Below are 23,788 nucleotides of genomic sequence, written 5' to 3'. Positions count from 1 at the left end.
GGTAGATAGGTATCTATACGTATTTTGAAAATGAGCAGAAGTCAAGCTGGAGGGATTTCTGTTTCCGGCCCCTCTCGAGGTAGATAGGTATCTATACGCCGTAGGAACTATTGTTACTGCAGTTGCACTATTGTTTCCGGCCCCTCGCGAGGTAGATAGGTATCTATACAGAGCCAACTAAGTCAGTTGAAACAGCCGTAGAGAGTGGTTTCCGGCCCCTCGCGAGGGAGATAGGTAGCTATACTAGTGTCGTTGATGATACTAACGAAATCATTGAAAAAGTTTCCGGCCCCTCGCGAGGGAGATAGGTATCTATACAGAACGACCTTGCAGGAGGTATCTAATGCCTTTAGTTTCCGACTCCTACCGAGGTAGATAGGGAGCTATACCTATTTCAATTATTTCTATAATATCATGGCTAATTAGTTTCCGGCCCCTCTCGAGGTAGATAGGTATCTATACAAAAATGGTATTAACTAAACTTCGTAATGAAGGCTATTAGTTTCCGGCCCCTCGCGAGGTAAATAGGGGGCTATACTCAGTGTTCATATTATTTTGGCCAAAATAATGTTTCCGGCCGCTCTCGAGGTAGATAGGGATCTATACCATCTTGCTCACAGTGCATGATGACAAAAAAGTTTCTTGAGTTTCCGGCCCCTCTCGAGGTAGATAGGTATCTATACGCAATATATCGCAATCAAGGATTTGAATGTAAAAGGAATGATGAGTTTCCGGCCCCTCGCGAGGTTGATAGATATTTATATTTCTCAGTCAGTCTAACAGTACAGTAGTACGTCTACAGTTTCCGGCCCCCTCTCGAGGTTGATAGGTAGCTATACAGTTATAGGAAACATCTACGAAAATCCTGATCTTTTGGAGTTGCCGGCCCCTCCCGAGGTAGATAGGTAGCTATACTTCACCGTTGAACCAGACGGATTGATCACAACGAAATAGTTTCCGGCCCCTCTCGAGGTAGATAGGTAGCTATACGTTTTATCGCAATATGGATTTTGCTATCAGCTGGATTGTTTCCGTCCCCTCGCGAGGTAGATAGGTAGCTATACGGATGGTGGTGGGAGGAGTCTGATGGCTCTTATCCGTTTCCGGCCTCTCTCGAGATTGATAGGTGGATATACTGCAGAACGTTTCTATCATGAGTATATCAAAGGAATGTTTGAGTTTTCGGCCTCTCCTGAGGTAGAAAGGTGTCCTATACCACATTTTGATTATGGTGCGGTAGATTGCTATTAGTTTCCGGCCCCTCTCAAGGTAGATAGGTAGCTATACTATCTGACTTTGTGAAGTATGAAGATAAAATTGTATAGTTTCCGGCCCCTCTCGAGGTAGATAAGTATCTATACAAAACATAATGAACACAACACCAGTTTTAGACCGAGCAGTAGGTTTCCGGCCCCTCGCGAGGTAGATAGGTATCTATACAAGATAGAGCTATGAATGAATATGAAAATTAGGTCGTTTCCGGCCCCTCGCGAGGTTATTTCTCCTTCTCTCAGCTTAGGATGTAGCTCTTTAATGTTTATAAACACTGCGAATCTAGCAATTTATTTACAAGAAAATGAAATATAACTATTTTTACCATCATCATTAGTTTCCGGCCCCTCTCGAGGTAGATAGGTGGCTATACATTAGCTACACTAGCACTTTCAACTATCGCACTTGCACGTTTCCGGTCCCTCTCGAGGTAGATAGGTAGCTATACAAAATTGACAATAGAGCGATTAAAATTGCTGAAAATGTTTCCGGCCCCTCGCGAGGTAGATAGGTAGCTATACAAAAACAACAACAAAATCAAAAATGCCCTTACTGTCAACGTTTCCGGCCCCTCTCGAGGTAGATAGGTAGCTATACATATGAGAATTTTAGATAAGGCAAAGTGGCTACAAGTTTCCGGCCCCTCGCGAGGTTGATAGGTAGCTATACATATGAGAATTTTAGATAAGGCAAAGTGGCTACAAGTTTCCGGCCCCTCGCGAGGTTGATAGGTATCTATACAAAAATGGCTTTACAAGGAAAAGATAAGCAAGTTATGTTTCCGGCCCCTCGCGAGGTAGATAGGTGGCTATACATTATTTAAGTACCTTTAGCTTAGTTGGTTAAAGCATTTCCGGCCCCTCCCGAGGTAGATAGGTATCTATACTTACCGTAAATTAAAAGGAAATGTCACTATTTTTCAGCCGATGTTTCCGGCCCCTTTCAAGGTATATAGAGGGCTATACTTTTCTTTTCCCTAAACTATTCTTACCGAGTTATGGAGTTTCCGGCCCCTCGCGAGGTAGATAGGGAGCTATAACCCGCTTAGATGATGATTATCCATTCAAGGGTATTTCTGGGTTTCCGGCCCCTCTCGAGGTAGGTAGGTATCTATACTGCCAAACTTAAATATAACTGCAAACACATTTACGTTTCCGGCCCCTCTCGAGGTTGATAGGTAGCTATACGTGCGTGACGGACAAGAAATTCAAATTGGCGAATAGTTTCCGGCCCCTCGCGAGGTTGATAGGTAGCTATACGCAAACATGCTCTTGACTACCAAGAACCAAGCGAAGACTAGTTTCCGGCCCCTCGCGAGGTTATTTCTCCTTCTCTCAGCTTAGGATGTAGCTCTTTAATGTTTATAAACACTGCGAATCTAGCAATTTATTTACAAGAAAATGAAATATAACTATTTTTACCATCATCATTAGTTTCCGGCCCCTCTCGAGGTAGATAGGTATCTATACTTTATAAAGGGATAGAGAAAGCGTGTTTTTTTAAAGTTTCCGGCCCCTCGCGAGGTAGATAGGTATCTATACACAAAGCTGCAATCATTACTTACCCTGTAACATTTATGTTTCCGTCCCCTCTCGAGGTAGATAGGTATCTATACTGAATAAAGCTCAACTATTAGAATTGTTTGATTTTGTAAGTTTCCGTCCCCTCTCGAGGTAGATAGGTATCTATACACGTCAGGCACAACTCATAGCTAACAAAGTGATTGGTTTCCGTCCCCTCTCGAGGTAGATAGACTCTTATACGGGACAGTGCTTTAGCTAGGTATCTAGTGAGTTGCCGTTTCCGGCCCCTCTCGGGGTAGATAGGGAGCTATACACATGCTAAACAAAGGATTTATGGGATTGGTGAATTTCGAGTTTCCGGCCCCTCGCGAGGTAGATAGGGAGCTATACAAATCTCAAGCTTGCCAAACTTATTGCTGTGAAAAAGTTTCCGTCCCCTCTCGAGGTAGATAGGTATCTATACCCCATATCTTGTATGTGAACCTATAACAATCACTAGATATAACCTATTGGAAACTGCTATTAGTATACCATATTTTGTAAGAGTTTTCATCTCAAAAGAACAAACAATCCTCCTTTTCTATCTCGACTTCATCTGTATTTAAGCGCAAGGTTTCTTCTCGATTTCCAACGTAAACAATGATAATGTCTAACTGGTCAGCATCATAGAATGCTTTCAACTCACTCAGCAAGCTACAATAGTTGGACTTCTCTAGGTCAATCTCAAAGCAGGATCGTTGGACTCGGATACCAAATCCCTCTAGTAACTTTGCAAGTTTCAGACGCCTCTTATTACTAACAATGTCATATATGATAATACAAAAGAAAAACTTTTTCTTAGCAAACTCCTTCTCTTCTGCTGAAAGATTAAAATAAAGTCCCATGATTATTCTCCTGTATAGCCTGTAACATAAAGTTCGGGTTTTAGACTCTCAAAAGCTCGAATCAATCCCTTAATTTGCAAATCTGCCATATAGAAAAAAGTATAGCGTTTTTTGTCGACTTCGACATACTGATGGATTTCCAACATGCGCTCTCTCATGGCCTGGATAAAAATCCTTCTCCCCTCCCCAGTAAAATAATAGACATTGACATTTTTCTTAGCTAGAACCCTAAGTAACTGTGTAGTTACCTGTACTTGACCAAAAATCAAAAGATTCTCTACTAAGTGAATAGAAATTTCTTTAACAATCTGACCTTGACCATTTTTTACGATAATCTTATGATTGCTAAGACTCAGGGAATAGTTAGACCTTTGAACAAATAAATCACTCATCTCATAGATACCTCCTAAATGTATAAAGGATACTATTTTATCATTAAAATTCCTTTTGTCAAGCCCAAATATAAATTTTTTTAATACAAAAAACGAACCAGCTTAACTGATTCGTTTCTTACATTTAATTCCTACTTCCGATACATTTTAAACTGTAGGAAGAGGTCGCTATATTTGCCTGTCCATTTATGGTCAAACTTTTCATAAACTTCTAGGTGTTTCATGGTATCAGCGTCAGGATAGAAGGATTTATCTTCCTTGGTCTCCTCTGGGAGCATTTCCTTAGCTGGTAGGTTTGGTGTTGAATAACCTACATACTCCGCATTTTTCAGAGCATTTTCGGGTTTCAACATAAAGTTGATAAAGGCATAGGCCGCATCTTGGTTTTTCACGGTTTTTGGAATGACCATGTTATCAAACCAGAGATTGCTGGCCTCAGTCGGAACGACATACTTGAGGTTAGGATTTTTCTCCAACATCTGCCTAGCTTCCCCAGAGAAAGTCACACCGATAGCAGCGTTGTTCTGAATCATGTAACCCTTCATCTCGTCCGCCACAATGGCCTTGATATTTGGAGTCAGTTTGTAGAGCTTATCCACTGTCTCTTCCAGCTGCTGAGGATCCTTGGAGTTGAGACTGTAACCGAGTGAGTTAAGCCCGAGTCCCAGCACCTCACGCGCCCCATCAAAGAGCATGATGGAATCCTTGTATTCTGGTTTCCAGAGGTCATCCCAATGCTCAGGCGCCTCCTCTACCATGGTTTCATTGTAAACAATTCCCAAGGTCCCCCAGAAGTACGGGATGGAGAATTTATTGCCCGGGTCAAATGACTGGTTGAGGAACTCTGGTCCGATATTCTCGATTCCTTCAATTTTTGAATAATCAAGAGGAACTAAGAGGTCTTCGTCCTTCATCTTGTTGATCATGTACTCACTTGGGATGGCAATGTCGTAGGTCGTTCCACCCTGCTTTATCTTGGTATACATAGCTTCGTTGGAGTCAAAGGTCTCGTACTGTACTTGGATTCCTGTTTCTTCCGTGAATTGCTCCAAGAGTTCTGGATCGATATAGTCCCCCCAGTTGTAAATAACCAATTTCTGACTGTCTCGGCTATTGATTTTACTATCTAGATGATGAGCAATCCCCCACAAGACAAGGATAATCGCTGCAATTCCTGCTAAAAATGAATAGAGTTTTTTCATGCTTGCTCCTCCTTCTCACGTGAGATAAAGTAATAGCCAACAACTAGGATAATACTAAAGAGAAAGACAAGGGCAGACAGGGCATTGATTTCCAGCGAAATTCCCTTGCGAGCTCGAGAGTAAATCTCGACTGACAGGGTTGAAAAGCCATTCCCTGTGACAAAGAAGGTCACGGCAAAGTCATCTAGCGAATAGGTGAAGGCCATGAAATAACCTGCAATGATAGACGGAGTCAGGTACGGTAGCATGATTTCCTTAAACATCTGAAACTGGCTGGCACCCAGGTCATAGGCCGCATGAATCATGTCATCATTCATCTCCTTGAGACGAGGCAAGACCATCAAGACCACGATAGGGATGGAAAAGGCCACGTGACTAGATAGAACAGTCAAAAAGCCAAGTGAAAACTTAAGCTGTGTAAAGAGAATCAAGAAGCTGGCACCAATCATAACGTCAGGCGCAACCATGAGGATATTATTGAGTGATAAAAAGGCTTCTTGGTATTTCTTACGAGACTGATAGATATAGATAGCACCAAAAGTCCCGATAATGGTCGCAATCAAGGCTGATAAAAAGGCCAAGAAAAAGGTTTGGGTGAGGATCAACATGAGGCGACCATCACCAAACATAGTTTTAAAATGGCTCAAGCTAAAGCCTGTAAAGCTGTTCATATCATCCCCTGCATTAAATGCATAGCCAATCAAGTAAAAAATTGGCAAATAAAGGATGATAAAGACAAAGGCTAGATAGAGATTGGCAAATTTTTTCATCGTTCTCTCCTTTCCTTGGTCACCCACATGGTGATGAACATGGTTAGGATGAGGATCACACCGATGGTAGAACCCATACCGTAGTTGTCATTGGTTAGAAAGTTTTGCTCAATGGCCGTTCCCAATGTGATAACGCGGTTCCCACCAATCAAACGTGTCAGCATGAAGAGACTCAAACTAGGGATAAAGACAGACTGAACCCCACTTCTCACCCCGTTCATAGATAGAGGAAAGATAACATGGCGGAAGGTCTCCCACTTGGTCGCACCGAGGTCATAGCTGGCATTGATGAGATTGTTATCCATATCATCCAAGACATTGAAAATGGGCAAAATCATAAAGGGAAGCTCGATGTAACTTGCGACAAAGATAAAGGAGAAATCGGTAAAGAGCAACTGCTGCGAACCGATTCCGATGAATTCCAAAAATTGATTAATAGAGCCATTTTGACCAAAAATCCCGATAAAAGCATAAGCCTTGAGGAGCAGATTAATCCAAGTTGGCAGGATAATCAGCATGAGCCAGAGTTGACGGTGCTTGAGACGGGTCAAAAAGAGGGCTGTTGGATAGCTGATAAGAAGTGTCACTAAAGTTACAATCCCTGCATAGAGCACAGAGTTGAAGCTCATTTTGAGATAGGTCAAGTTTTGTGACGCAAAGTAAGATTTATAGTTTTCTAAACTAAACTGGCCTTCAATGTTGAAAAAAGATTGACCGAAAATCAAGACCAAGGGTGCGAGGACAAAGAGGGCAATCCAAAGCATGTAGGGCACTACAAAGAGTTTAGAGGTTGTTTTCTTCATCTCTTTCCTCCTCGATCGCGTTAATCAGACCTGCTTCTTGCTCTTCGATTTCTACGTATTCTTCGATACGAGCATCGAACTCTTCTTCGGTTTCGTTGAGACGCATGATGTGGATGTCTTCTGGTTCAAAGTCCAGACCGATTTCCTCACCCACAATGGCCTTACGAGTCGAGTGGATCATCCATTCATTTCCGAGCTCGTCATAGGCGATAATCTCGTAGTGAACCCCACGGAAAAGCTGAGTATCCACCTTAACTTGGAGCTTGCCTTCTTCAGGAAGAGTGATGCGCAAGTCCTCTGGACGAATAACAACTTCCACAGGTTCGTTTGGCTTCATCCCACCATCGACCGCTTCAAATCGTTTGCCGTTAAACTCGACCAAGTAGTCTTCAATCATGGTTCCTGGCAAGATATTGGACTCACCAATAAAAGTGGCAACAAAGTGGTTGATTGGCTCATCGTAGATGTCCACCGGCGTTCCAGACTGAACAATCTCGCCATCGTTCATAACGAAAATCCAGTCACTCATAGCCAGGGCTTCTTCCTGATCATGAGTGACAAAGACAAAGGTAATTCCCAATCGTTGTTGCAATTCACGCAGTTCATACTGCATGTCTGTTCGCAATTTCAAGTCCAGCGCTGACAAAGGCTCGTCCAGCAAGACCACACGGGGTTGGTTGATGATGGCACGGGCAATGGCCACACGCTGACGTTGTCCTCCAGAGAGTTTACGGATGGAACGCTTCTCGTAACCTTCCAACTGAACCATCTTGAGAACTTCCGCTACGCGTTGCTCGATTTCTTTCTTGTCGATTTTACGCAAGCGGAGTGGAAAGGCAACATTTTCAAACACATTCATATGTGGAAACAAGGCATAGGATTGGAAGACCGTATGGACATCTCGTTTATTAGTTGGGATATCATTGATCCGCACCCCATCCAGTAAAATATCCCCTGTCGTCGCATCCAGTAAACCTGCAATGATATTTAGAATGGTTGATTTTCCTGAACCAGATGCGCCTAGTAGGGTATAGAACTTTCCTTCTTCCAACTCAAAGTTAATATCTTTGAGAACCTTGGTGTTGCTGTCTTCAAAAACTTTAGAGACGTTTTTGAATTCAATAATTGGTTTTTTCAATTCCTCTAAATTCCTTTTTCTTCGTAAATTAACAGATTGGGACCTTGTTAGAATGCTAGACACAAGCGTAGGAAATAAATTGACCTAAACCTCATTTAGCGATAAAATCCCAATCTTTGAATGCTATGTAAAAATAATGTTATTCATGTTCACCCAAGATACGAACTTCTCGCTCTAAGGTAACACCTGAATGTTCTTTAACTTTTTCAATGACAGACTCAATTAAGTCTTCATAATCTCTTGCAGTCCCATCGGCTACATTAATCATAAAGCCTGCATGTTTTTCTGAGACTTCGACACCACCGATACGGTAGCCCTTCAAACCAGCTTCTGAAATCAATTGTCCTGCAAAATGCCCGACTGGACGCTTAAAGACTGAACCACAAGATGGGTATTCTAATGGTTGCTTGAGTTCACGTAGATGCGTCAAGCGATCCATCTCTTGCTTGATAACCTGATGACTCCCTGGAGCTAGGGCAAATTTAGCTGACAAGACAATGGCCCCAGAATCCTGAATAGCTGAATGGCGGTAACCAAAAGCCAAATCCTTGGCAGATAAGGTCTCGATTTCCCCTTCCTTGGTCAGAATCTTACAAGACTGCAAAATATGGGCAATCTCACCTCCGTAAGCACCCGCATTCATAAAGACCGCACCGCCGACACTCCCTGGAATGCCACAAGCAAACTCAAAACCAGTCAAACTATGACGAAGGGCAATACGTGTTGTCTCGATTAAATTAGCACCCGCTTCTGCTTCAATAGTGTAACCATCAACTGAAACGTTATTAAGCTTATCGCACAAGATGACAAAACCACGGATCCCACCTTCACGCACGATGATATTGCTGGCATTCCCAAGCACCATCCAAGGAATATTCTCTTGATTGGCAAATTGGACGACACGGGCCATCTCATAGCGATTGCGTGGCAAAACTAGATAATCCGCTCGACCTCCTACCTTGGTATAGGTATAGGTCTTCAAAGGTTCCTTAAAACGAATATCGATTCCTTCCAGGATTTCAAGCATTTTTTCTTTTACTGACATGTCACTCTTCCTTTTTCAAAATTCATTCCATTATACCATTTTTAGAGACATTTGACGACCATAAAAAGAGCCTGTTTTATCTTTACATAAAAAAAGAGGGCACCCCTCTTTTTATGATTTTTTCCAAAATGTAGATTTTGTAAGCCAGACAAAGGCCAGTACTTCTACAAGAAGAATGCCCTCCACTAGAAGCGGATTTGCAATCCATCCAACCTGAGATAAGGCTGGAGCCAAGTCAAACAAGGCATGCAAACCATAGGCAGCAACAAGGTAGATCCATTTCTTTTGACGAACACTTTGATAGACCCAGATGGAAAGGCCGATTTGCAGAACTAAGGCAAGCAAACGCTCAACTCCTAGTAAATAAACCTGCCAAACTGATAAAGACTGGACCGTTTCGAGTGTAGACTTTGGAAGGAGATTGGCTACATCAGTATTTGAAGACTGCATGAGTGAAAAGAGAATCAACAAACTGATCAAACTTCCCATTCCGAGATAGAGCATTTCCAAGCCCCCATGTCCCAAACCATAGGCCAAAGCATCTCGATCTTCTAGCTTTCTCTTTTTCTCCAACCATTTAAAAAAGATAAGACGAGCCGTCTCTTCAAAGAGGGCAGCCATGGCAATCCCATAAAGGACGTATAAGAAAGGCTGCTCCTGCATAAGCGGAATGGTTCCATCTTTTTGCGGATGGAGTATCAGAAAGTGAACCATCTTCTCTAACACTTGAGAAGAAACAAAAAATGCGATTGCCCCCAAGCCCATCACTGCAAGAGAGATTTTAAATCGTTTTTTAGCATACCAAGTCCCACTTACTAGAATGAGAACCAAAGCGATCATGGTAAGGATAATATGTACTGTCATCTTTTTCTCCTATTCTGACTTATCAATATCTTTCTTCATCTCGTCAACGTTAAATTTGGCAAATAAATACTGGCGATCTTGGACTGGAAAACGTTGGTCCAACTGGTCGACTGCCCCAACCTCAATCATTCCTTCTTTGATAACAAAGTCCATCACATGACCACCAAAGGTCAAGTCATCTGAGATAAAATGCAAATGATAGCCTGCAACACTCACCCCATGGAAAATCTCAGGTGTCCAAAATCCAACAATAGTTCCCGATACATTTTCACGGCTATATTCAGGTTGGTGAGTCGCGACATCAGCAAACTTGGTATCAGGTGTGGATTTGGGAATCATCCGCACATGCATTTGTGAAAATTCGCCATGAATCTTGATGGAACGAAAAAGATTTTCCCCATCATAGTAGGACTCAATTCGCTTCTCCAATTCCTTATCTGTCATCTCAAAGCGCTGACGAAAAATCACTTCTGCCTGATGAGGGACCACTGCTGCATAGGGAATAAGAGCATCCGTTGCCACCTCAACGATTTCAGGCGTTTGACCAGACCCCTTGGCTTGATAAGCCTTGCCATCAAGGACAATCAACTCCCCATCAATCGAATCCAAAGTTCCCAAGCCGAGGTCACCATGTTCCAGCAATTCTCCTACTGTCATGGTTCCACCATAGAGACCTGCCATTAGGGCACCTAAAGTATTGTATTGAAATAATTTAACCGGTTCCTGCACTTTTCTATCCATTCTCTTTCTTATCTTCTGTTCAATGAATCATCATACTTTCTAAGTATACCACATTTGCTCCTAGTTGTGAAAGGGGGAATGTTTTTCCCATTGCAAAGGAGGCAAAAAAAAGGTACAATGTAACAAAATCAACGGAGGTCTGGAATGAAGAAAGAAAGTAAATACCAAGCAGTCGTTTCCTTTCTAAAAAAGGGGATTGAATCAGGAAAATTCCCAACAGGTAGCCGGCTTCCCTCTATCCGTCAACTGAGCCAAGACTTCCACTGTAGCAAGGACACTATCCAACGAGCCCTGCTGGAATTACGCCATGAACAATACCTCTATGCCAAACCCCAAAGTGGCTACTATGTTCTGGAACAAGGACAGCACCAAGACTTGGAAATCGAAGTCACTGACGAACATGCCAGTGCCTATGACGACTTCCGACTCTGCGTCAACGAAACCCTGATAGGTCGAGAAAACTACCTCTTCAACTACTATGACAACCAAGAAGGCCTTGAGGAACTCAGACAATCTGTCCATCAACTCCTCTTTGACCAGGCTCTCTACTGCAAACCCGATCAACTGGTTCTAACTTCTGGCACCCAGCAAGCTCTCTTTATCCTTTCTCAGATTGATTTCCCGAGCCAGGGAACTGAGATTTTGGTCGAACAGCCGACCTACCACCGGATGAATCGTCTCTTGGTCGCTCAAGGATTAGCCTACCAGACCATTGAACGCCGTATTGATGGCATTGACCTTGAAGAACTGGAAGAACAGTTCAAATCTGGGAAAATCAAGTTTTTCTATACGATTCCTCGCTTCCACTATCCCCTAGGTCATTCCTATTCTGATCAGGAAAAAAGGGCTATTCTGGATCTAGCAAACCAGTATGGTGTTTACATCGTAGAGGATGACTATCTAGGAGATTTAGACCCTAAAAAAAGGCAAACTTTCCACTATCTGGATACAGGGGATCGGGTTATTTATATCAAATCCTTCTCAACCAGTCTCTTTCCAGCCCTTCGTATTACCGCCCTCATTCTCCCAAATGCCCTAAAAGAGGCCTTTGTTTCCTATAAAAATATCCTAGACTATGACAGCAATCTCATCATGCAAAAGGCTCTTTCTCTTTACATTGATAGCCAGTTATTTGAAAAAAATCGATTGGCTCGACTGACCCTTCAAGAGAACTATCAGGCTCGGATTAAGGAAGTGCTTGAAGAAAACACCTGTCCCTTGCCCTACTACCCTCTACACGATGGTCTTTTGCTTGATTTGAGACACTATCCTAAGATTGCCAGTTTGAAACACAGCTCACTCAAACTAGACTTTTTTGAGAGGGCTTATTTGGATGCCTGCCCTTATCAGTTTGCCAAAGTCACTCTTGAAAATCTAGAAGAGCTATTAGAATACATAAAAGCTGAGTTGGATTAAAGTCCAACTCAGCTTTTTCTTATTGTTCAACTTCTGTTAGTTTCGCTGCTTTTTCTAGATAGGTTTGATAGGTTCCGTCATCTTTCAGTTTTTGGATAACCTTATCTACTACTGCTTTCAAGTCTGATTGATCCTTCTTGATAGCAACGGCATTGGCTTCACCGTCTTTCATTGTCAAGTTAACAGATGCAACAACAAGGTCTGAGTTTTTACCTGCGTAGCTAAGAGCAACTGGTTCATCCATATGAACAGCATCCACTTTTCCAGCCTGCAATTCATTGACTGCTTCCCCCATATTGGTCAAGGATGTCAACTGGGCATTTGGTAATTGTTCCTTGACCATGGTTTCTGGAACAGTTCCCTTTTGAGCTGCGATATTCGCACTTGCAAGGCTTGAAAGATCCTTGTATTTGTCTAAATCAGCTTTTCTAACCAAGAAACTCATCTTATTTTCATAGTAAGGAATTGAAAAGTCAAAGACTTCCTTTCTCTCATCTGTAGCACTAATTCCTGCTATGGCTAAGTCAGCCTTTCCAGTTTGAAGACTGGTCAAGACATTGTCAAAACTCATGCTAGAAATTTCAAGTTTAACCCCGAGCTCATCCGCAATCGCTTGAGCCATATCAATATCTGCCCCGACCACTTGGTTTTTACCATCTACCAAGGCTTGGAATTCAAACGGTGCATAGTCTGGGCTGGTCGCAACAACTAGCTTTCCCTTTTGTTTAATAGCGTCCACAGCAGACTGAGAACTATCCGTACTGGATTGACAAGCTACTAAAACCATGCTGGCAAGCATGCTACACACAACTAATATCCACTTCTTAAACTTCATAAATAAACGACCTTTCTGTTTTTTTCTGTATAATTATAACTCATTTGAAAATACTTGTCAACATTTTTCTTGCATTTTCATAAAATATAGTTACAAAAAATAGAAATTCAGAGATTAGTTTATCTATCTATTGGGAACTTATTTTCAAAAAAATCATTTATCATATCTTGATGTTGCTGGTTTACAATTTCAATATTTTGTATGTCCCCATGATCAAAAAATCCTAATTCTAAAGTTTCATCACTTGTAAAAAAATTTGTAGAAATAGAATTTTCAGATGAAACTAAATACAAAATTGTAAGAACTTGAGCCTCATCACCATTCGGATAACTATCTGAATATTTAGTATAAACATTTAAGAGTTTTTCCGCTCTCACTTCGATTCCCGTTTCTTCATAAAACTCTCGCACTAAAGCTTCTAAAGCCGATTCACCTAATTCAATAGCACCACCTGGTAATCCCCACGTTCCTTTATCTGCTCTTTTTTGTAATAAAATTTTTCCTGATTGATTTAATATTCCACAGGTGAAATTTAAAATAATTTTATCTTTCCCAACTTTTTTTCTTATATTCTGTATGTAGTCCATTACTCACCTCTGATAAAAAAACCATCAATACAACGAAAGCTTACTATATTAAAAAATAAGCTTTCACAATAATTTTATCATTTGAATACTTTATAATTCTACAATCTTACCTGTTTCAAAGTAAACAACCCATTCACAGATGTTTTTTGCGTAGTCTCCGATACGCTCCAAGAAAGAAATGACTTGGAAGTAATCACGACCTGTAACGATAGCTTCAGGATTTTTCCTAATTTCTTCTGTAGTCAGATCACGGATGCTATCAAAGTAATGGTTGATTTTTTCATCCATAGCCGCTACTTCGTAGGCTTGATCCACAGAACCGTTCAGATAGAGATCAAGAGCTGCTTCGACAAAGTTTTTCACGTCGCGTCCCATCTTTTTGATTTCTTCTTCAACAGAAGGGATACGTTGCTCCCCCTTCATACGAATGGTCGCCTCAGCTATAGACACTGCATGATCTCCCATGCGTTCCACGTCAGACACTGCCTTGAGAACGGTCAAGACGGTACGAAGATCTTGCGAAACAGGTTGTTGAAGGGCAATCATTTCAAATGATTTCTTTTCCAACTTCACTTCATACTCGTTTACTTCTGCATCGTCTTCGATGACTTCTTTTGCCAAATCACGGTCATGCGTAACAAAAGCACGCACTGTACGATTGATCTGCGAGAGCACTTCTTGTCCCATAGCATAGAACTGGTTATGCAATTTCTCCAAATCTTCTTCAAATTGAGATCGTAACATCATTCAACTCCTTATCCAAATTTTCCTGTAATATAATCTTCTGTTTCCTTGTTTTGTGGGTCTAGGAACATCTTCTTCGTATCGTTAAACTCAATCAAATCCCCATCTAGGAAAAATCCTGTTTTATCAGAGATACGAGAGGCTTGTTGCATCGAACGCGTTACCAAGAGCATGGTGTATTTATCTTTCAGACCATACAAGGTTTCCTCAATCTTACCTGCAGAAATAGGATCCAAAGCTGAAGTTGGTTCATCTAAGAGGATAATTTTCGGACTGGTTGCTAAGACACGAGCAACACAAACACGTTGTTGTTGTCCACCAGAGAGACCAATGGCCGAATCATGCAAACGATCCTTTACTTCATCCCAGATAGAAGCACGTTGCAAGGCCTTTTCTACTGCTTCATCAAGAACTTGCTTGTCCTTAACCCCATTGATACGCAGCCCATAGACAACATTTTCGTAGATAGACATAGGGAAGGGATTGGGCTGTTGAAAGACCATACCAATTTCCTTACGCAATTCAACCGTATCGGTACGGGGGCTGTAGATATTGTGACCGTTATAGACCACTGATCCAGTTGTAGTCACCTCAGGATTTAAATCGCCCATGCGGTTGATGGCTTTGAGTAGGGTGGACTTTCCTGATCCAGAAGGACCAATCAAGGCCGTTATTTCCTTAGGTTGGAAAGAAAGGGAAACACTATTCAAGGCCTTCTTTTTATTGTAATAAACGGACAGGTCTGACACCTGTAAAATCGCTTCTGACATACCGTTTCCTTTCTAACCAAAGTGTCCTGTTACATAGTCATTGGTTGACTGTAACTTAGCATTTTGGAAAATATTGGATGTCTTATCATACTCAATCAAATCACCCAGGTAGAAAAATCCTGTGTAGTCACTTGCACGCGCAGCCTGTTGCATACTGTGGGTAACGATAATGATGGTAAAGTCCTTCTTCAATTCCAACATGGTTTCTTCCAGTTGGGCTGTCGCAATCGGATCCAAGGCTGAAGCCGGTTCATCCATCAAGAGGATATCTGGCTTAACAGAGATGGCGCGAGCGATACAGAGACGTTGTTGCTGACCTCCAGAAAGCATCAAGGCTGATTTGTGGAGGTCGTCTTTGACCTGATCCCAAAGGGCAGCCTGTCTTAGAGAGGTTTCTACAATTTCATCAAGGACTTTCTTGTCCTTAACACCTGCACGTTCATGAGCAAAAGTAATGTTGCGATAAATAGACTTAGCAAATGGATTTGGACGTTGAAAGACCATTCCGATATGCTTGCGCATCTCATAGACATTGATTTCTGGACGATTAACATCAATCCCTCGATAGAGGATTTGACCTGTGACCTTGGCAATATCAATAGTATCATTCATCCGATTGAGACTGCGAAGATAAGTAGATTTCCCTGATCCAGAGGGGCCAATCAAGGCTGTAATTTTATTTTTTTCAAATTGCATATCGATGCCCTTGATGGATTCATTTTTACCATAGTAAACATGTAAATCCTTGGTAGAGAGGGCCACTTTTTCTTCAGGGAAGGTGATGATATGCTTTTCATCCCAGTTATATTTTGACATGGCTTCTCCTTTAGGCAGCGGTTAATTTCTTGTGTAAATAGCTTCCGAGTTTGCGTGCTCCAAAGTTAAAAATCAAGATAAAGATGAGGAGCACAGCGGCAGAACCTGCTGATACGATAGTAGCATCAGGAATGGTTCCTTCACTGTTGACCTTCCAGATGTGGACAGCCAAGGTTTCTGCTTGACGGAAGATTGAGATAGGACTGGTAACACTGAGGATATTCCAGTTAGACCAGTCAAGGGCGGGAGCTGATTGTCCTGCCGTATAGATAAGAGCGGCAGCCTCACCAAAGATACGGCCAGATGCCAAGACAACACCCGTTACGATACCTGGTAGGGCTTCCGGAATAACAACATGAACAATTGTCTCCCAACGAGAAATCCCAAGAGCCAAGCCTGCCTCACGTTGTGTATGGTGAACGTGTTTTAAACTGTCCTCAACATTTCGAGTCATCTGAGGGAGGTTAAAGACCGTCAAGGCCAAGGCACCTGAAATGATTGAAAATCCATACTCAAACTGGACTACAAAGATCAAATAACCAAAGAGACCTACAACGACTGATGGTAGAGAAGACAAAATCTCAATACAGGTACGAATAAAATTGGTCACAGGTCCTTTTTTGGCATACTCAGCAAGGAAAACACCAGCTCCCATAGACAGGGGAACAGAAATGATCAAGGTAATGACCAAAAGGAAGAAGGAATTATAAAGCTGAATCCCGATACCCCCACCTGCTTGATAAGAGGAGGATTTCCCAGTCAAGAAAGACCAAGAGATATGCGGTAACCCTCTCACCAAGATATAGAGAATCAAAGATGCCAAAATGGTCACGATGATACCCGCGATGGTATAGAGGACAGCTGTTGCAAGTTTATCTAATTTCTTAGCGTGCATAGTTTTTCTTTCCTCTTTCTTTCGTAATCAATTTAATCACACTGTTAAAGGCCAAACTCATCAAGAGCAAGACTAAGGCCAGTGACCAGAGAACGTTATTATCAACCGTTCCCATGACGGTATTTCCGATCCCCATAGTCAATACAGATGTCAAGGTCGCAGCTGGTGTTGTTAGCGAAGTTGGGATAACTGCTGAGTTTCCGACAACCATCTGAATAGCAAGAGCTTCACCGAAAGCACGCGCCATCCCAAAGACCACTGCAGTGAAAATACCTGAACGTGCTGCTTTCAAGGTCACACGCCAGATGGTTTGCCAACGAGTGGCTCCCATAGCTAAACTGGCTTCACGGTAATGACGAGGAACAGCACGCAAGCTGTCTGTTGTCATAAAGGTTACAGTTGGTAGGATCATGACAAAGAGAACGAAAATCCCTGATAAGATCCCAAAACCAGTTCCACCAAAGATGCTACGAACAAAAGGCACCACAACTTGCAAACCGATAAATCCATAGACGACTGAAGGAATACCGACGAGAAGTTCAATGGCTGGTTGCAAAATCTTTGCACCCTTTGGTGAGACTTCTGTCATAAAGACTGCAGCTCCGATAGCGAAGGGTGTTGCGATGAGGGCTGATAAAATCGTCACAATAAAGGAACCCAAAATCATTGGAAGGGCACCAAATTGTTTCCCTGAAGGATTCCAAGTTTGTCCAAAGAGGAAATCAAAGATGTTGACCCCATTGACAAAGAAGGTCGATAAGCCTTTTTGGGCTACAAAAATCAAAATCATGGCCACAATGATAACAATCAAAGAAAGGCAGGTGAAGGTCAAACCTTTACCGAACTTCTCAAGGCGAGAGTTCTTTGAAGGAGATAGTAATTTTTTTGATAATTCTTCTTGATTCATTATTGACCTCCTTCTACTGCTGTAACGGTACCTGAAGCATCCTTTTGGACTTTCATTTCATTGATAGAGATATAGCCCATGCCCTTAACAATTCCATTTTGGGCTTCATCTGAGAGGACGAAATTCAGGAATTCAGCAGCTAACTCATTTGGCTGACCAAGTGTGTACATATGTTCATAAGACCACAAAGGCCAGTTGTTGGTCGTTACATTTTCAGACGTAGGTTCATACCCATTCAGTTTCATGCTTTTCACGGAGTCATCTACATAGGCAAAAGCCAAGTAAGAAATGGCTCCAGGGGTTTGGGATACAATAGACTTGACCATCCCGTTAGAATCCTGTTCTTGGCTCTGCATTGCCGCTTGGCCATTCATAACAACCGTATCAAACGTCGCTCGTGAACCAGAACTTGCTGCTCGGTTGATGATTGAAATGGCCAGGTCTTTGCCCCCAACTTCTTTCCAGTTGGTCACTTCACCTGTAAAGATTTTGCGAAGTTGCTCGGTTGTGAGATTTTCAACATCCACTTCCTTGTTTACAATCACTGCAAGACCAGCCACTGCAACCTTGTGGTCTACCAGAGCTGAAGAATCGATTCCTTCTTTTTCCTCTGCAAAGACGTCAGAGTTCCCGATGTCAACTGCTCCAGACTGGACTTGGGATAAGCCTGTACCCGATCCTCCACCTTGAACATTGACTGTTTTTCCGATGTTTCTAGAACCAAATTCATCTGCTGCCGCTTCGACAAGAGGCTGAAGAGCAGTTGAACCAACGGCTGTCATGGATTCTCCACGATCAATCCAGCTAGCGCATCCTGCTAGAGAACCTGCCATCAAAAGAGCTGCAAGAGACATGACGAGCTTTTTTCTTTTTTTCACTGTTATTCTCCTTGAACATAATGATAAATGTTCTGATTTCTTCCGTTTGTCCTGATCATCCAATTATCATCAATGATTGCCCCTCTTCATTTTATCTAGTCATTCTTAGGAGCGGACAATTCCATCGTATAATATAAGTAATAATGAAAGACTATCAGAAAAAACTCATACTTCCACTATAACATAGAATAGGCTCTTTGACTAGCTTTTTCACCTGAATCTGAGTCCTTTTGGATAATAATTTTTCAAAACATTTCCCGTTACCTTGGCAAAGCCTAATCCGTTTCCTTGAACCACAACTTGGTACCATCCATTTGGTCGAGCTTCAGACAATTGAACAGTCTCGCCAGCCACATATTTTACAAAGTTCTCATCATTGATTTCAACACTTTGTTTTACTTGGCTTGGTTTCAAGGCTAATCCCAGAGCAAAGCTTGGTTCAAAGCGTTTCTTTTTAAAAGTCCCCAGATGGAGCCCATTTCGGGCAATTTTGAGTTTTCCTAGATCAGGTAGCATCTCTGGCAAGAGATAGAGTTGATCTCCAAAAGTTTGCAAGATACCAGTTAGATTGACTCGCAAGTGTTTTTGGGCAAATTCTTGCCACAAAGCCAGTTGCTCAGGACTGAGATTGCTCTTGCTAGCTTTGAATTTAGGTGCTGGATTTTGTCCCTTAAACTGCAGGTGGGCAACAAACTGACCTTCTCCCTTGAAATGATGAGGATACATCCGCGCCGTTTCAGGAAGGTCAATTCCTGCTACCATACCGTTCACATGATCAACTGGAAGCAGTTCAAAATCATAAGTATCAAGTAACCAGTGGACGATTTCTTCATTTTCCTCTGGTGCCCAAGTACAGGTCGAATAAACTAAACGGCCACCTTCAGCAAGCATGGTCACTGCATCTTCTAAAATTTCCCTTTGGAGACTAGCACATTGGCTCGGATAATCGGTACTCCAATAATCCATGGCATCTGGCTGCTTACGAAACATCCCTTCACCTGAGCAAGGTGCATCAAGAACAATCACATCAAAGTAACCTTTAAAAACCTTGGCCAAGCGGTCAGCAGATTCATTAGTCACAACAACGTTTGTCGCTCCAAATCGCTCCATATTTTCCACTAAAATCTTAGCACGCTTGCTTGAAATTTCGTTGGAAACAAGGACTCCTTGATTAGCCAGATAAGCTGCTAGTTGAGTGGATTTTCCACCTGGTGCTGCCGCCAAGTCCAAGACTTTCATGCCAGGTCTTGGTTGAGCTACCTGGGCCACCATTTGGGCTGCAGGCTCTTGCGAATAAACAAGACCTGTCACGTGCTCTGGTGACTTTCCAGAAACCTTACCATAATACCCCCAAGGTGTATTTGGAATAGCATCTGCAAACGATAACTGACTTTCTTTTAAGGGATTGACTCGAAAAGCCGAAACTGCTTCTTGTTTAAAAGAGGCAAGAAAGTCTCTTGCCTCATCTTCTAGTATCGCTTCATATTTTTCAACAAATCCTTCTGGAAATTGCATTTAGTTCTCTTTCCTTTCGTAGATATAAGACTGAATCTCCTCTTGCATCTCGATTGGCACCATCATGACAGGCTGACGTGTTTTAAAATCAGCAAGCTCACCCGATACCGTAAGAAGGCGATAACCCAGACTTTCCCCTAAGATACTGGCCGCAGCGTAATCCCATGGCTGCAGGTAGGTAATATAAGTCAGAAGACGACCCGATAAAACCTTGGCAAAACTAATGGCCGCACTGCCGTAGACACGGACTCCCAACGCTGCTCGACCCAAATCACCCAAACCCCACTCATTGCTTTCAAACATACCTGAGTTACCAGCAACTAAAAATTCTTGAAGAGGTTTCTTTCTAAAAGGCGGTAAGGGCTCATTATTGCGGCAAGGAGGAAAGGCACCACCACCATGGTAACAATCACCTTTCATGACATCATAGATGATGCCAAATTTGCCCACACCATCCTCAAAATAAGCCAACATCACGGCAAAATCTTCCTGCTGGGCGACAAAGTTATTGGTACCGTCAATGGGATCAATCACCCAAACGGAACCTTGACCGACTGCAGCACGTAAGCAGCCCTCTTCCGCGCAAATCAAGTCCTCAGGATAGGAGGACTTGATCCGTTCAACCAAGAGTTCCTGGACCTCCTTGTCCAAACGCGTCACCAAGTCTGTAGGCGAAGACTTGCGCTCAACCTGCAAATCTTCTTTCATGTGAGCCAAAATATAGTCAGCAGCTTCCTGCACAATCTGTTTGGCAAATTCAAATTTAGTTTCCAAGAGAAATCTTCCCTTCTCTTTTTTCTTTTGCTAATTGAACTGCATGATAGAAGGAATAACCGCTAGCCGTCTCAAATTCGCGACCTAGGCGCTTTTCTTCACTTTTGCTCGGGACGACAGACTTAAATTCCTTATAGGAATCTAACAGTTTTTTTGCTTCTACCTTATCTTCATAAGCAGCTTCAACATCATTAAAAAAAGAAAGCACTGAAGCAAGTTCTTCAGTGCTCCACGACAAATCTAGTGGGTAACTATACTGTTTGTTCATCTATCCTATACCAGCTCTCAATGTTGCTTCTTTCAATTCTTGTTTACGGTAACTACGAGGGAGAAAAGCACGAATCTCATCTTCATTAAAACCGATTTGCATGCGTTTGGTATCTATAATAATTGGGCGACGCAAAAGACTAGGATATTGCTCAATCAACTGAAGCAACTCCGATACCGAGATACTCTCTACATCAATATCCAATTTTTGAAAAATTTTTGAACGAGTTGAAATGATGTCATCAGTACCATTTTCGGTCAAGGAAAGAATATGTTGTAATTCTTTTCTTGTTAAAGGACTAGTCATAATATTATGCTCTTGAAAGGGCACTTTATGCGTCTCTAACCAAGCCTTTGCCTTACGACATGATGTACAACTCGGTGATAAAAATAGTGTAATCATGCTTTTCTCTTCTTTTATCTATACTTGCTATTTCTATTATACAAAAAAATAAAGCGCTTGACTAGGTATTTTTAGAAAAAAAGCCTATTTTTTCATAGAAAATAGACTCTTTTCTGTAAAAATTACCTGTTTTACAAGTTTATCTTTAGGATAACCTAACAATATATAGGGAGCAGAGTAACTTCTCTCGTTTTTTATTAAAAATACAGAATTTTATCTACTTTTTCCTTGAAGCCTCGACAAGAAGGAAACCTAATATTCCTTCATACAAAGCAAAGAAAAGTACAAAGGCATGGAGGAAGAAAATCTCTGGTAAAATCAGAATAACTCGATCCTTTGCTGGATCAAAAAGCCAAGTATCATCTCCCACAAAGAGAATCTGATGGAAAAGAGTAAAGAATTGCTCAAAACCAATCACCACTCCTACAAGCCCAATGATCAAAGGCAAGGCTAATAAAGTCAAGATACTTTTACGATATAGGGGCAAAAAGCCTTTTTTCACAATCTTTCTAACAAAGAAATAGAAACTTGGTAGCGTCACTAGGGCAACTAGCTGAACTAGGTGAAAGAGATTCTTCACCACCGCAAAGTGGTGTAGACCAGCCTCTGACGAACGAAAATCTGGCATCTCTAAGACCTGACTAAAGGGATTGGTCAGGTAATTCATCAAGATATGAAAATTGTACTGAATGGTTTCTGGCTTTAGATAGACTCGATTCGCTAAGTTCAGCCACTGAATCTCCATGGGATAGAAAATCCAAGCCAGATAAATGGTTAAGAGGATAGACAGGGAGAGAAGAAAGAGCATACTTCCCCAAAAGGTCAGTTTAGTTTTCATCAAAATTCCACTCCGCAAGACTAGAAACTACATGAGTTGGTGCGATTGGCAGGTTCCCCACTTCTTCTGCTTTGGTAAAACCTGTTGTCACCAAGAGAGTTGGAATGCCATTGTCAATCCCTGCTCGGATATCTGTCAGGTAATTGTCTCCAACCATGAGCAATTCTTCTCTTTTCAAACCTAAGTGCTCAACCGCCTTGTCCATGATGATAGCATTTGGTTTCCCAATATAAACTGGTTTTACTCGTGTTGCTACTTCAAGAAGTGTAATTAGTGAACCAGCACCTGGCAAAAGACCACGTTCCGTCGGGATATTGAGGTCAGGGTTGGTTCCGATAAAGTGAGCACCCTTTTGGATAGCTAGAGTTGCTGTGGCAAATTTTTCATAGTCGACTTGCCAGTCCAGTCCAACTACCACATAGGCAGGATTTTCCTTGTCTTCGACATAACCAGCTGCCTGAATGGCATCCTTGAGTCCTGCTTCTCCGATGACATAGACTGTCTTTTCCAGTCCCAAGTCATTCATATAGTCGATGGTTGCCAAAGTTGCCGTGTAGACAGTTGATAGAGGCGTATCAATATTAAAATTTTGAACCAACATCTCTTGAACACTCTCTGGAGTTCGGGTTGTATTGTTGGTTACAAAGAGATAGGGAATTTCTCGCTTCTGCAATTCATGCACAAAAGCCTCTCCCGCGGGAATCCGGTCTTTCCCTTTGTAAATGGTCCCGTCTAAATCAATTAAATAACCTTTATATGTCATCTCTCTTTAGTCCTTTTTTATTTCTTGCCAAGTAATCATAGCTTGGGCATTGATCTCGCTATCACTGATAATCTCATGCTTGCTTTCTAGTCCCTTGAGTTCATACGCTGAAGCAATCATGCCACCTGGCCGCACTTCTTTGACATACTTGAGATTGATTTTCTTTGGAATGTACTTGGTTAGAAAATCGGCACCCATGACCTCAAAAATCCAGTCTAGGTATTTACTATTATTGACATGACCATTCATATCCAAATCGTAAAAACGAACATGGTAGTCTTTACTGATTGGATCTTCTAGATTTACATACTTTGGCCCACGGATGAGTTTTTTATCAAACTCAGACTGGTAAGGCGCAACAATCTCCGGTTCTACAGCATGGACTTTCCGACTATCTCTGTCCATGAGAACAAAGGTTGCTACCATGCGAATGATTTCTTGACCTGCTTCATCATAGATAGTGAAACGCCGGTAGCAAAAAAGACGATTGTAAGTCAACGCTTCTGTTTCAATCGTAATCTCTTCAGCAAAGCGAGGCAAGCGAACCACATCAATCGCATAGTCTGTAATAATCCAGACCAGATTGTAACGCTCCAATACGTCCTTGTCGCTAACTCCCAGTTCAATCGACTGCATACCTGATACTTGCAGGGACAGCAAAATCACATCTGGAAGTTTGATATGACCGTTCATGTCCGCCATATCAAAAGGAATTTTCATTTTCATTTGATAAGTTAAGCCCATTG

25 protein-coding genes and 1 pseudogene are annotated in these 23,788 nt (G+C 41.9%); 2 read left to right on the top strand and 24 right to left on the bottom strand.

Annotation, left to right across the window (positions count from 1 at the left end; translation table 11 throughout):
• Positions 1-813 precede the first annotated feature (813 nt).
• A pseudogene (locus D8844_RS10600) lies at positions 814-909 on the top strand (YopX family protein); the annotation flags it as partial.
• Between the two features lie 2,440 nt (positions 910-3,349).
• Here the strand turns inward: D8844_RS10600 and cas2 are convergent.
• The 9 genes from cas2 to budA form a co-directional block, all read right to left on the bottom strand.
• Complete coding sequence (gene cas2, locus D8844_RS05105; RefSeq protein WP_125422425.1) at positions 3,350-3,679, bottom strand: CRISPR-associated endonuclease Cas2; 330 nt, start codon at positions 3,677-3,679, stop codon at positions 3,350-3,352.
• A gap of 2 nt (positions 3,680-3,681) precedes the next feature.
• The gene (locus tag D8844_RS05100) at positions 3,682-4,071 is read right to left on the bottom strand and encodes a CRISPR-associated endonuclease Cas1 (RefSeq protein WP_125422422.1); all 390 of its coding nucleotides are present in this window, start codon (positions 4,069-4,071) and stop codon (positions 3,682-3,684) included.
• 131 nt (positions 4,072-4,202) lie between these two features.
• On the bottom strand, positions 4,203-5,273 hold the full coding sequence (locus tag D8844_RS05095; RefSeq protein ID WP_125422419.1) for an ABC transporter substrate-binding protein: 1,071 nt from the start codon (positions 5,271-5,273) through the stop codon (positions 4,203-4,205).
• Positions 5,270-6,043 (bottom strand): ABC transporter permease, encoded by a 774-nt coding sequence (locus D8844_RS05090; RefSeq protein ID WP_000712716.1) that lies wholly within the window; start codon positions 6,041-6,043, stop codon positions 5,270-5,272. The genes D8844_RS05095 and D8844_RS05090 overlap by 4 nt, the downstream gene beginning before the upstream one ends.
• Entirely contained in the window at positions 6,040-6,846 is an 807-nt protein-coding gene (locus D8844_RS05085; RefSeq protein ID WP_000754114.1) for an ABC transporter permease, read from the bottom strand. The genes D8844_RS05090 and D8844_RS05085 overlap by 4 nt, the downstream gene beginning before the upstream one ends.
• On the bottom strand, positions 6,827-7,984 hold the full coding sequence (locus tag D8844_RS05080; RefSeq protein WP_000742901.1) for an ABC transporter ATP-binding protein: 1,158 nt from the start codon (positions 7,982-7,984) through the stop codon (positions 6,827-6,829). The genes D8844_RS05085 and D8844_RS05080 overlap by 20 nt, the downstream gene beginning before the upstream one ends.
• Positions 7,985-8,123: 139 nt before the next feature.
• Positions 8,124-9,029 carry a UDP-N-acetylmuramate dehydrogenase gene (gene murB / locus D8844_RS05075; protein WP_125422416.1) on the bottom strand — a complete coding sequence of 302 codons (906 nt, stop codon included), beginning with the start codon at positions 9,027-9,029 and terminating at the stop codon, positions 8,124-8,126.
• 111 nt (positions 9,030-9,140) lie between these two features.
• Complete coding sequence (locus D8844_RS05070) at positions 9,141-9,893, bottom strand: YhfC family intramembrane metalloprotease (protein ID WP_125422413.1); 753 nt, start codon at positions 9,891-9,893, stop codon at positions 9,141-9,143.
• Positions 9,894-9,902: 9 nt separating this feature from the next.
• Entirely contained in the window at positions 9,903-10,634 is a 732-nt protein-coding gene (gene budA, locus D8844_RS05065; RefSeq protein WP_125422410.1) for an acetolactate decarboxylase, read from the bottom strand.
• A 144-nt stretch (positions 10,635-10,778) separates the two neighbouring features.
• Here budA and D8844_RS05060 point away from each other — a divergent pair, with 144 nt between their 5' ends.
• Positions 10,779-12,050, top strand: coding sequence for an aminotransferase-like domain-containing protein (locus D8844_RS05060; RefSeq protein WP_125422407.1), 1,272 nt, complete (start codon positions 10,779-10,781; stop codon positions 12,048-12,050).
• A 19-nt stretch (positions 12,051-12,069) separates the two neighbouring features.
• Here D8844_RS05060 and D8844_RS05055 read toward each other — a convergent pair whose 3' ends face one another.
• The 15 genes from D8844_RS05055 to D8844_RS04980 form a co-directional block, all read right to left on the bottom strand.
• Positions 12,070-12,885 (bottom strand): ABC transporter substrate-binding protein, encoded by an 816-nt coding sequence (locus D8844_RS05055; RefSeq protein ID WP_125422404.1) that lies wholly within the window; start codon positions 12,883-12,885, stop codon positions 12,070-12,072.
• A gap of 119 nt (positions 12,886-13,004) precedes the next feature.
• Positions 13,005-13,472, bottom strand: a complete 468-nt coding sequence (locus tag D8844_RS05050; protein ID WP_125422402.1) for an NUDIX hydrolase — start codon at positions 13,470-13,472, stop codon at positions 13,005-13,007.
• A 90-nt stretch (positions 13,473-13,562) separates the two neighbouring features.
• Entirely contained in the window at positions 13,563-14,216 is a 654-nt protein-coding gene (phoU, locus tag D8844_RS05045; protein ID WP_125422399.1) for a phosphate signaling complex protein PhoU, read from the bottom strand.
• An 11-nt stretch (positions 14,217-14,227) separates the two neighbouring features.
• Complete coding sequence (gene pstB, locus D8844_RS05040; protein WP_001287329.1) at positions 14,228-14,986, bottom strand: phosphate ABC transporter ATP-binding protein PstB; 759 nt, start codon at positions 14,984-14,986, stop codon at positions 14,228-14,230.
• Positions 14,987-14,998: 12 nt separating this feature from the next.
• Positions 14,999-15,802, bottom strand: a complete 804-nt coding sequence (pstB, locus tag D8844_RS05035) for a phosphate ABC transporter ATP-binding protein PstB (protein ID WP_000049851.1) — start codon at positions 15,800-15,802, stop codon at positions 14,999-15,001.
• Positions 15,803-15,812: 10 nt separating this feature from the next.
• Entirely contained in the window at positions 15,813-16,697 is an 885-nt protein-coding gene (gene pstA, locus D8844_RS05030) for a phosphate ABC transporter permease PstA (protein WP_000543054.1), read from the bottom strand.
• Positions 16,687-17,604, bottom strand: coding sequence for a phosphate ABC transporter permease subunit PstC (pstC, locus tag D8844_RS05025; protein ID WP_001070950.1), 918 nt, complete (start codon positions 17,602-17,604; stop codon positions 16,687-16,689). Before pstC ends, pstA begins: the two co-directional genes overlap by 11 nt.
• Positions 17,604-18,482, bottom strand: coding sequence for a phosphate ABC transporter substrate-binding protein PstS (locus D8844_RS05020; protein WP_000746362.1), 879 nt, complete (start codon positions 18,480-18,482; stop codon positions 17,604-17,606). Before D8844_RS05020 ends, pstC begins: the two co-directional genes overlap by 1 nt.
• A gap of 210 nt (positions 18,483-18,692) precedes the next feature.
• Positions 18,693-19,997, bottom strand: coding sequence for an RsmF rRNA methyltransferase first C-terminal domain-containing protein (locus D8844_RS05015; protein ID WP_125422396.1), 1,305 nt, complete (start codon positions 19,995-19,997; stop codon positions 18,693-18,695).
• Positions 19,998-20,771 carry an inositol monophosphatase family protein gene (locus tag D8844_RS05010; protein ID WP_049520718.1) on the bottom strand — a complete coding sequence of 258 codons (774 nt, stop codon included), beginning with the start codon at positions 20,769-20,771 and terminating at the stop codon, positions 19,998-20,000.
• On the bottom strand, positions 20,761-21,039 hold the full coding sequence (locus D8844_RS05005; protein ID WP_001041959.1) for a UPF0223 family protein: 279 nt from the start codon (positions 21,037-21,039) through the stop codon (positions 20,761-20,763). Before D8844_RS05005 ends, D8844_RS05010 begins: the two co-directional genes overlap by 11 nt.
• Positions 21,040-21,441 carry a Spx/MgsR family RNA polymerase-binding regulatory protein gene (locus D8844_RS05000; RefSeq protein WP_000631261.1) on the bottom strand — a complete coding sequence of 134 codons (402 nt, stop codon included), beginning with the start codon at positions 21,439-21,441 and terminating at the stop codon, positions 21,040-21,042.
• Positions 21,442-21,658: 217 nt separating this feature from the next.
• Positions 21,659-22,279, bottom strand: a complete 621-nt coding sequence (locus tag D8844_RS04990) for a TIGR01906 family membrane protein (protein ID WP_042768302.1) — start codon at positions 22,277-22,279, stop codon at positions 21,659-21,661.
• A complete protein-coding gene (locus D8844_RS04985) occupies positions 22,269-23,042 on the bottom strand; it encodes a TIGR01457 family HAD-type hydrolase (RefSeq protein WP_125422393.1) in 774 nt (257 codons plus the stop codon). Before D8844_RS04985 ends, D8844_RS04990 begins: the two co-directional genes overlap by 11 nt.
• 6 nt (positions 23,043-23,048) lie before the next feature.
• A complete protein-coding gene (locus D8844_RS04980) occupies positions 23,049-23,786 on the bottom strand; it encodes an acyl-[acyl-carrier-protein] thioesterase (RefSeq protein WP_042768305.1) in 738 nt (245 codons plus the stop codon).
• Positions 23,787-23,788 lie beyond the last annotated feature (2 nt).

The sequence above is a fragment of the Streptococcus oralis genome, assembly GCF_003942875.1.
Classification (GTDB): domain Bacteria; phylum Bacillota; class Bacilli; order Lactobacillales; family Streptococcaceae; genus Streptococcus; species Streptococcus oralis_BX.
The sequence above is the reverse complement of the archived record's forward strand: the minus strand, read 5'-3'. Positions and strand labels throughout refer to the sequence as shown.

What these genes read in the sequence shown, in the direction of transcription:
- cas2 (WP_125422425.1), bottom strand. Translation starts at nt 3,679, where the DNA reads ATGGGACTTTATTTTAATCTTTCAGCAGAAGAGAAGGAGTTTGCTAAG.
- D8844_RS05100 (WP_125422422.1), bottom strand. Translation starts at nt 4,071, where the DNA reads ATGAGTGATTTATTTGTTCAAAGGTCTAACTATTCCCTGAGTCTTAGC.
- D8844_RS05095 (WP_125422419.1), bottom strand. Translation starts at nt 5,273, where the DNA reads ATGAAAAAACTCTATTCATTTTTAGCAGGAATTGCAGCGATTATCCTT.
- D8844_RS05090 (WP_000712716.1), bottom strand. Translation starts at nt 6,043, where the DNA reads ATGAAAAAATTTGCCAATCTCTATCTAGCCTTTGTCTTTATCATCCTT.
- D8844_RS05085 (WP_000754114.1), bottom strand. Translation starts at nt 6,846, where the DNA reads ATGAAGAAAACAACCTCTAAACTCTTTGTAGTGCCCTACATGCTTTGG.
- murB (WP_125422416.1), bottom strand. Translation starts at nt 9,029, where the DNA reads ATGTCAGTAAAAGAAAAAATGCTTGAAATCCTGGAAGGAATCGATATT.
- D8844_RS05070 (WP_125422413.1), bottom strand. Translation starts at nt 9,893, where the DNA reads ATGACAGTACATATTATCCTTACCATGATCGCTTTGGTTCTCATTCTA.
- budA (WP_125422410.1), bottom strand. Translation starts at nt 10,634, where the DNA reads ATGGATAGAAAAGTGCAGGAACCGGTTAAATTATTTCAATACAATACT.
- D8844_RS05060 (WP_125422407.1), top strand. Translation starts at nt 10,779, where the DNA reads ATGAAGAAAGAAAGTAAATACCAAGCAGTCGTTTCCTTTCTAAAAAAG.
- D8844_RS05055 (WP_125422404.1), bottom strand. Translation starts at nt 12,885, where the DNA reads ATGAAGTTTAAGAAGTGGATATTAGTTGTGTGTAGCATGCTTGCCAGC.
- D8844_RS05050 (WP_125422402.1), bottom strand. Translation starts at nt 13,472, where the DNA reads ATGGACTACATACAGAATATAAGAAAAAAAGTTGGGAAAGATAAAATT.
- phoU (WP_125422399.1), bottom strand. Translation starts at nt 14,216, where the DNA reads ATGTTACGATCTCAATTTGAAGAAGATTTGGAGAAATTGCATAACCAG.
- pstB (WP_001287329.1), bottom strand. Translation starts at nt 14,986, where the DNA reads ATGTCAGAAGCGATTTTACAGGTGTCAGACCTGTCCGTTTATTACAAT.
- pstB (WP_000049851.1), bottom strand. Translation starts at nt 15,802, where the DNA reads ATGTCAAAATATAACTGGGATGAAAAGCATATCATCACCTTCCCTGAA.
- pstA (WP_000543054.1), bottom strand. Translation starts at nt 16,697, where the DNA reads ATGCACGCTAAGAAATTAGATAAACTTGCAACAGCTGTCCTCTATACC.
- pstC (WP_001070950.1), bottom strand. Translation starts at nt 17,604, where the DNA reads ATGAATCAAGAAGAATTATCAAAAAAATTACTATCTCCTTCAAAGAAC.
- D8844_RS05015 (WP_125422396.1), bottom strand. Translation starts at nt 19,997, where the DNA reads ATGCAATTTCCAGAAGGATTTGTTGAAAAATATGAAGCGATACTAGAA.
- D8844_RS05005 (WP_001041959.1), bottom strand. Translation starts at nt 21,039, where the DNA reads ATGAACAAACAGTATAGTTACCCACTAGATTTGTCGTGGAGCACTGAA.
- D8844_RS05000 (WP_000631261.1), bottom strand. Translation starts at nt 21,441, where the DNA reads ATGATTACACTATTTTTATCACCGAGTTGTACATCATGTCGTAAGGCA.
- D8844_RS04990 (WP_042768302.1), bottom strand. Translation starts at nt 22,279, where the DNA reads ATGAAAACTAAACTGACCTTTTGGGGAAGTATGCTCTTTCTTCTCTCC.
- D8844_RS04985 (WP_125422393.1), bottom strand. Translation starts at nt 23,042, where the DNA reads ATGACATATAAAGGTTATTTAATTGATTTAGACGGGACCATTTACAAA.
- D8844_RS04980 (WP_042768305.1), bottom strand. Translation starts at nt 23,786, where the DNA reads ATGGGCTTAACTTATCAAATGAAAATGAAAATTCCTTTTGATATGGCG.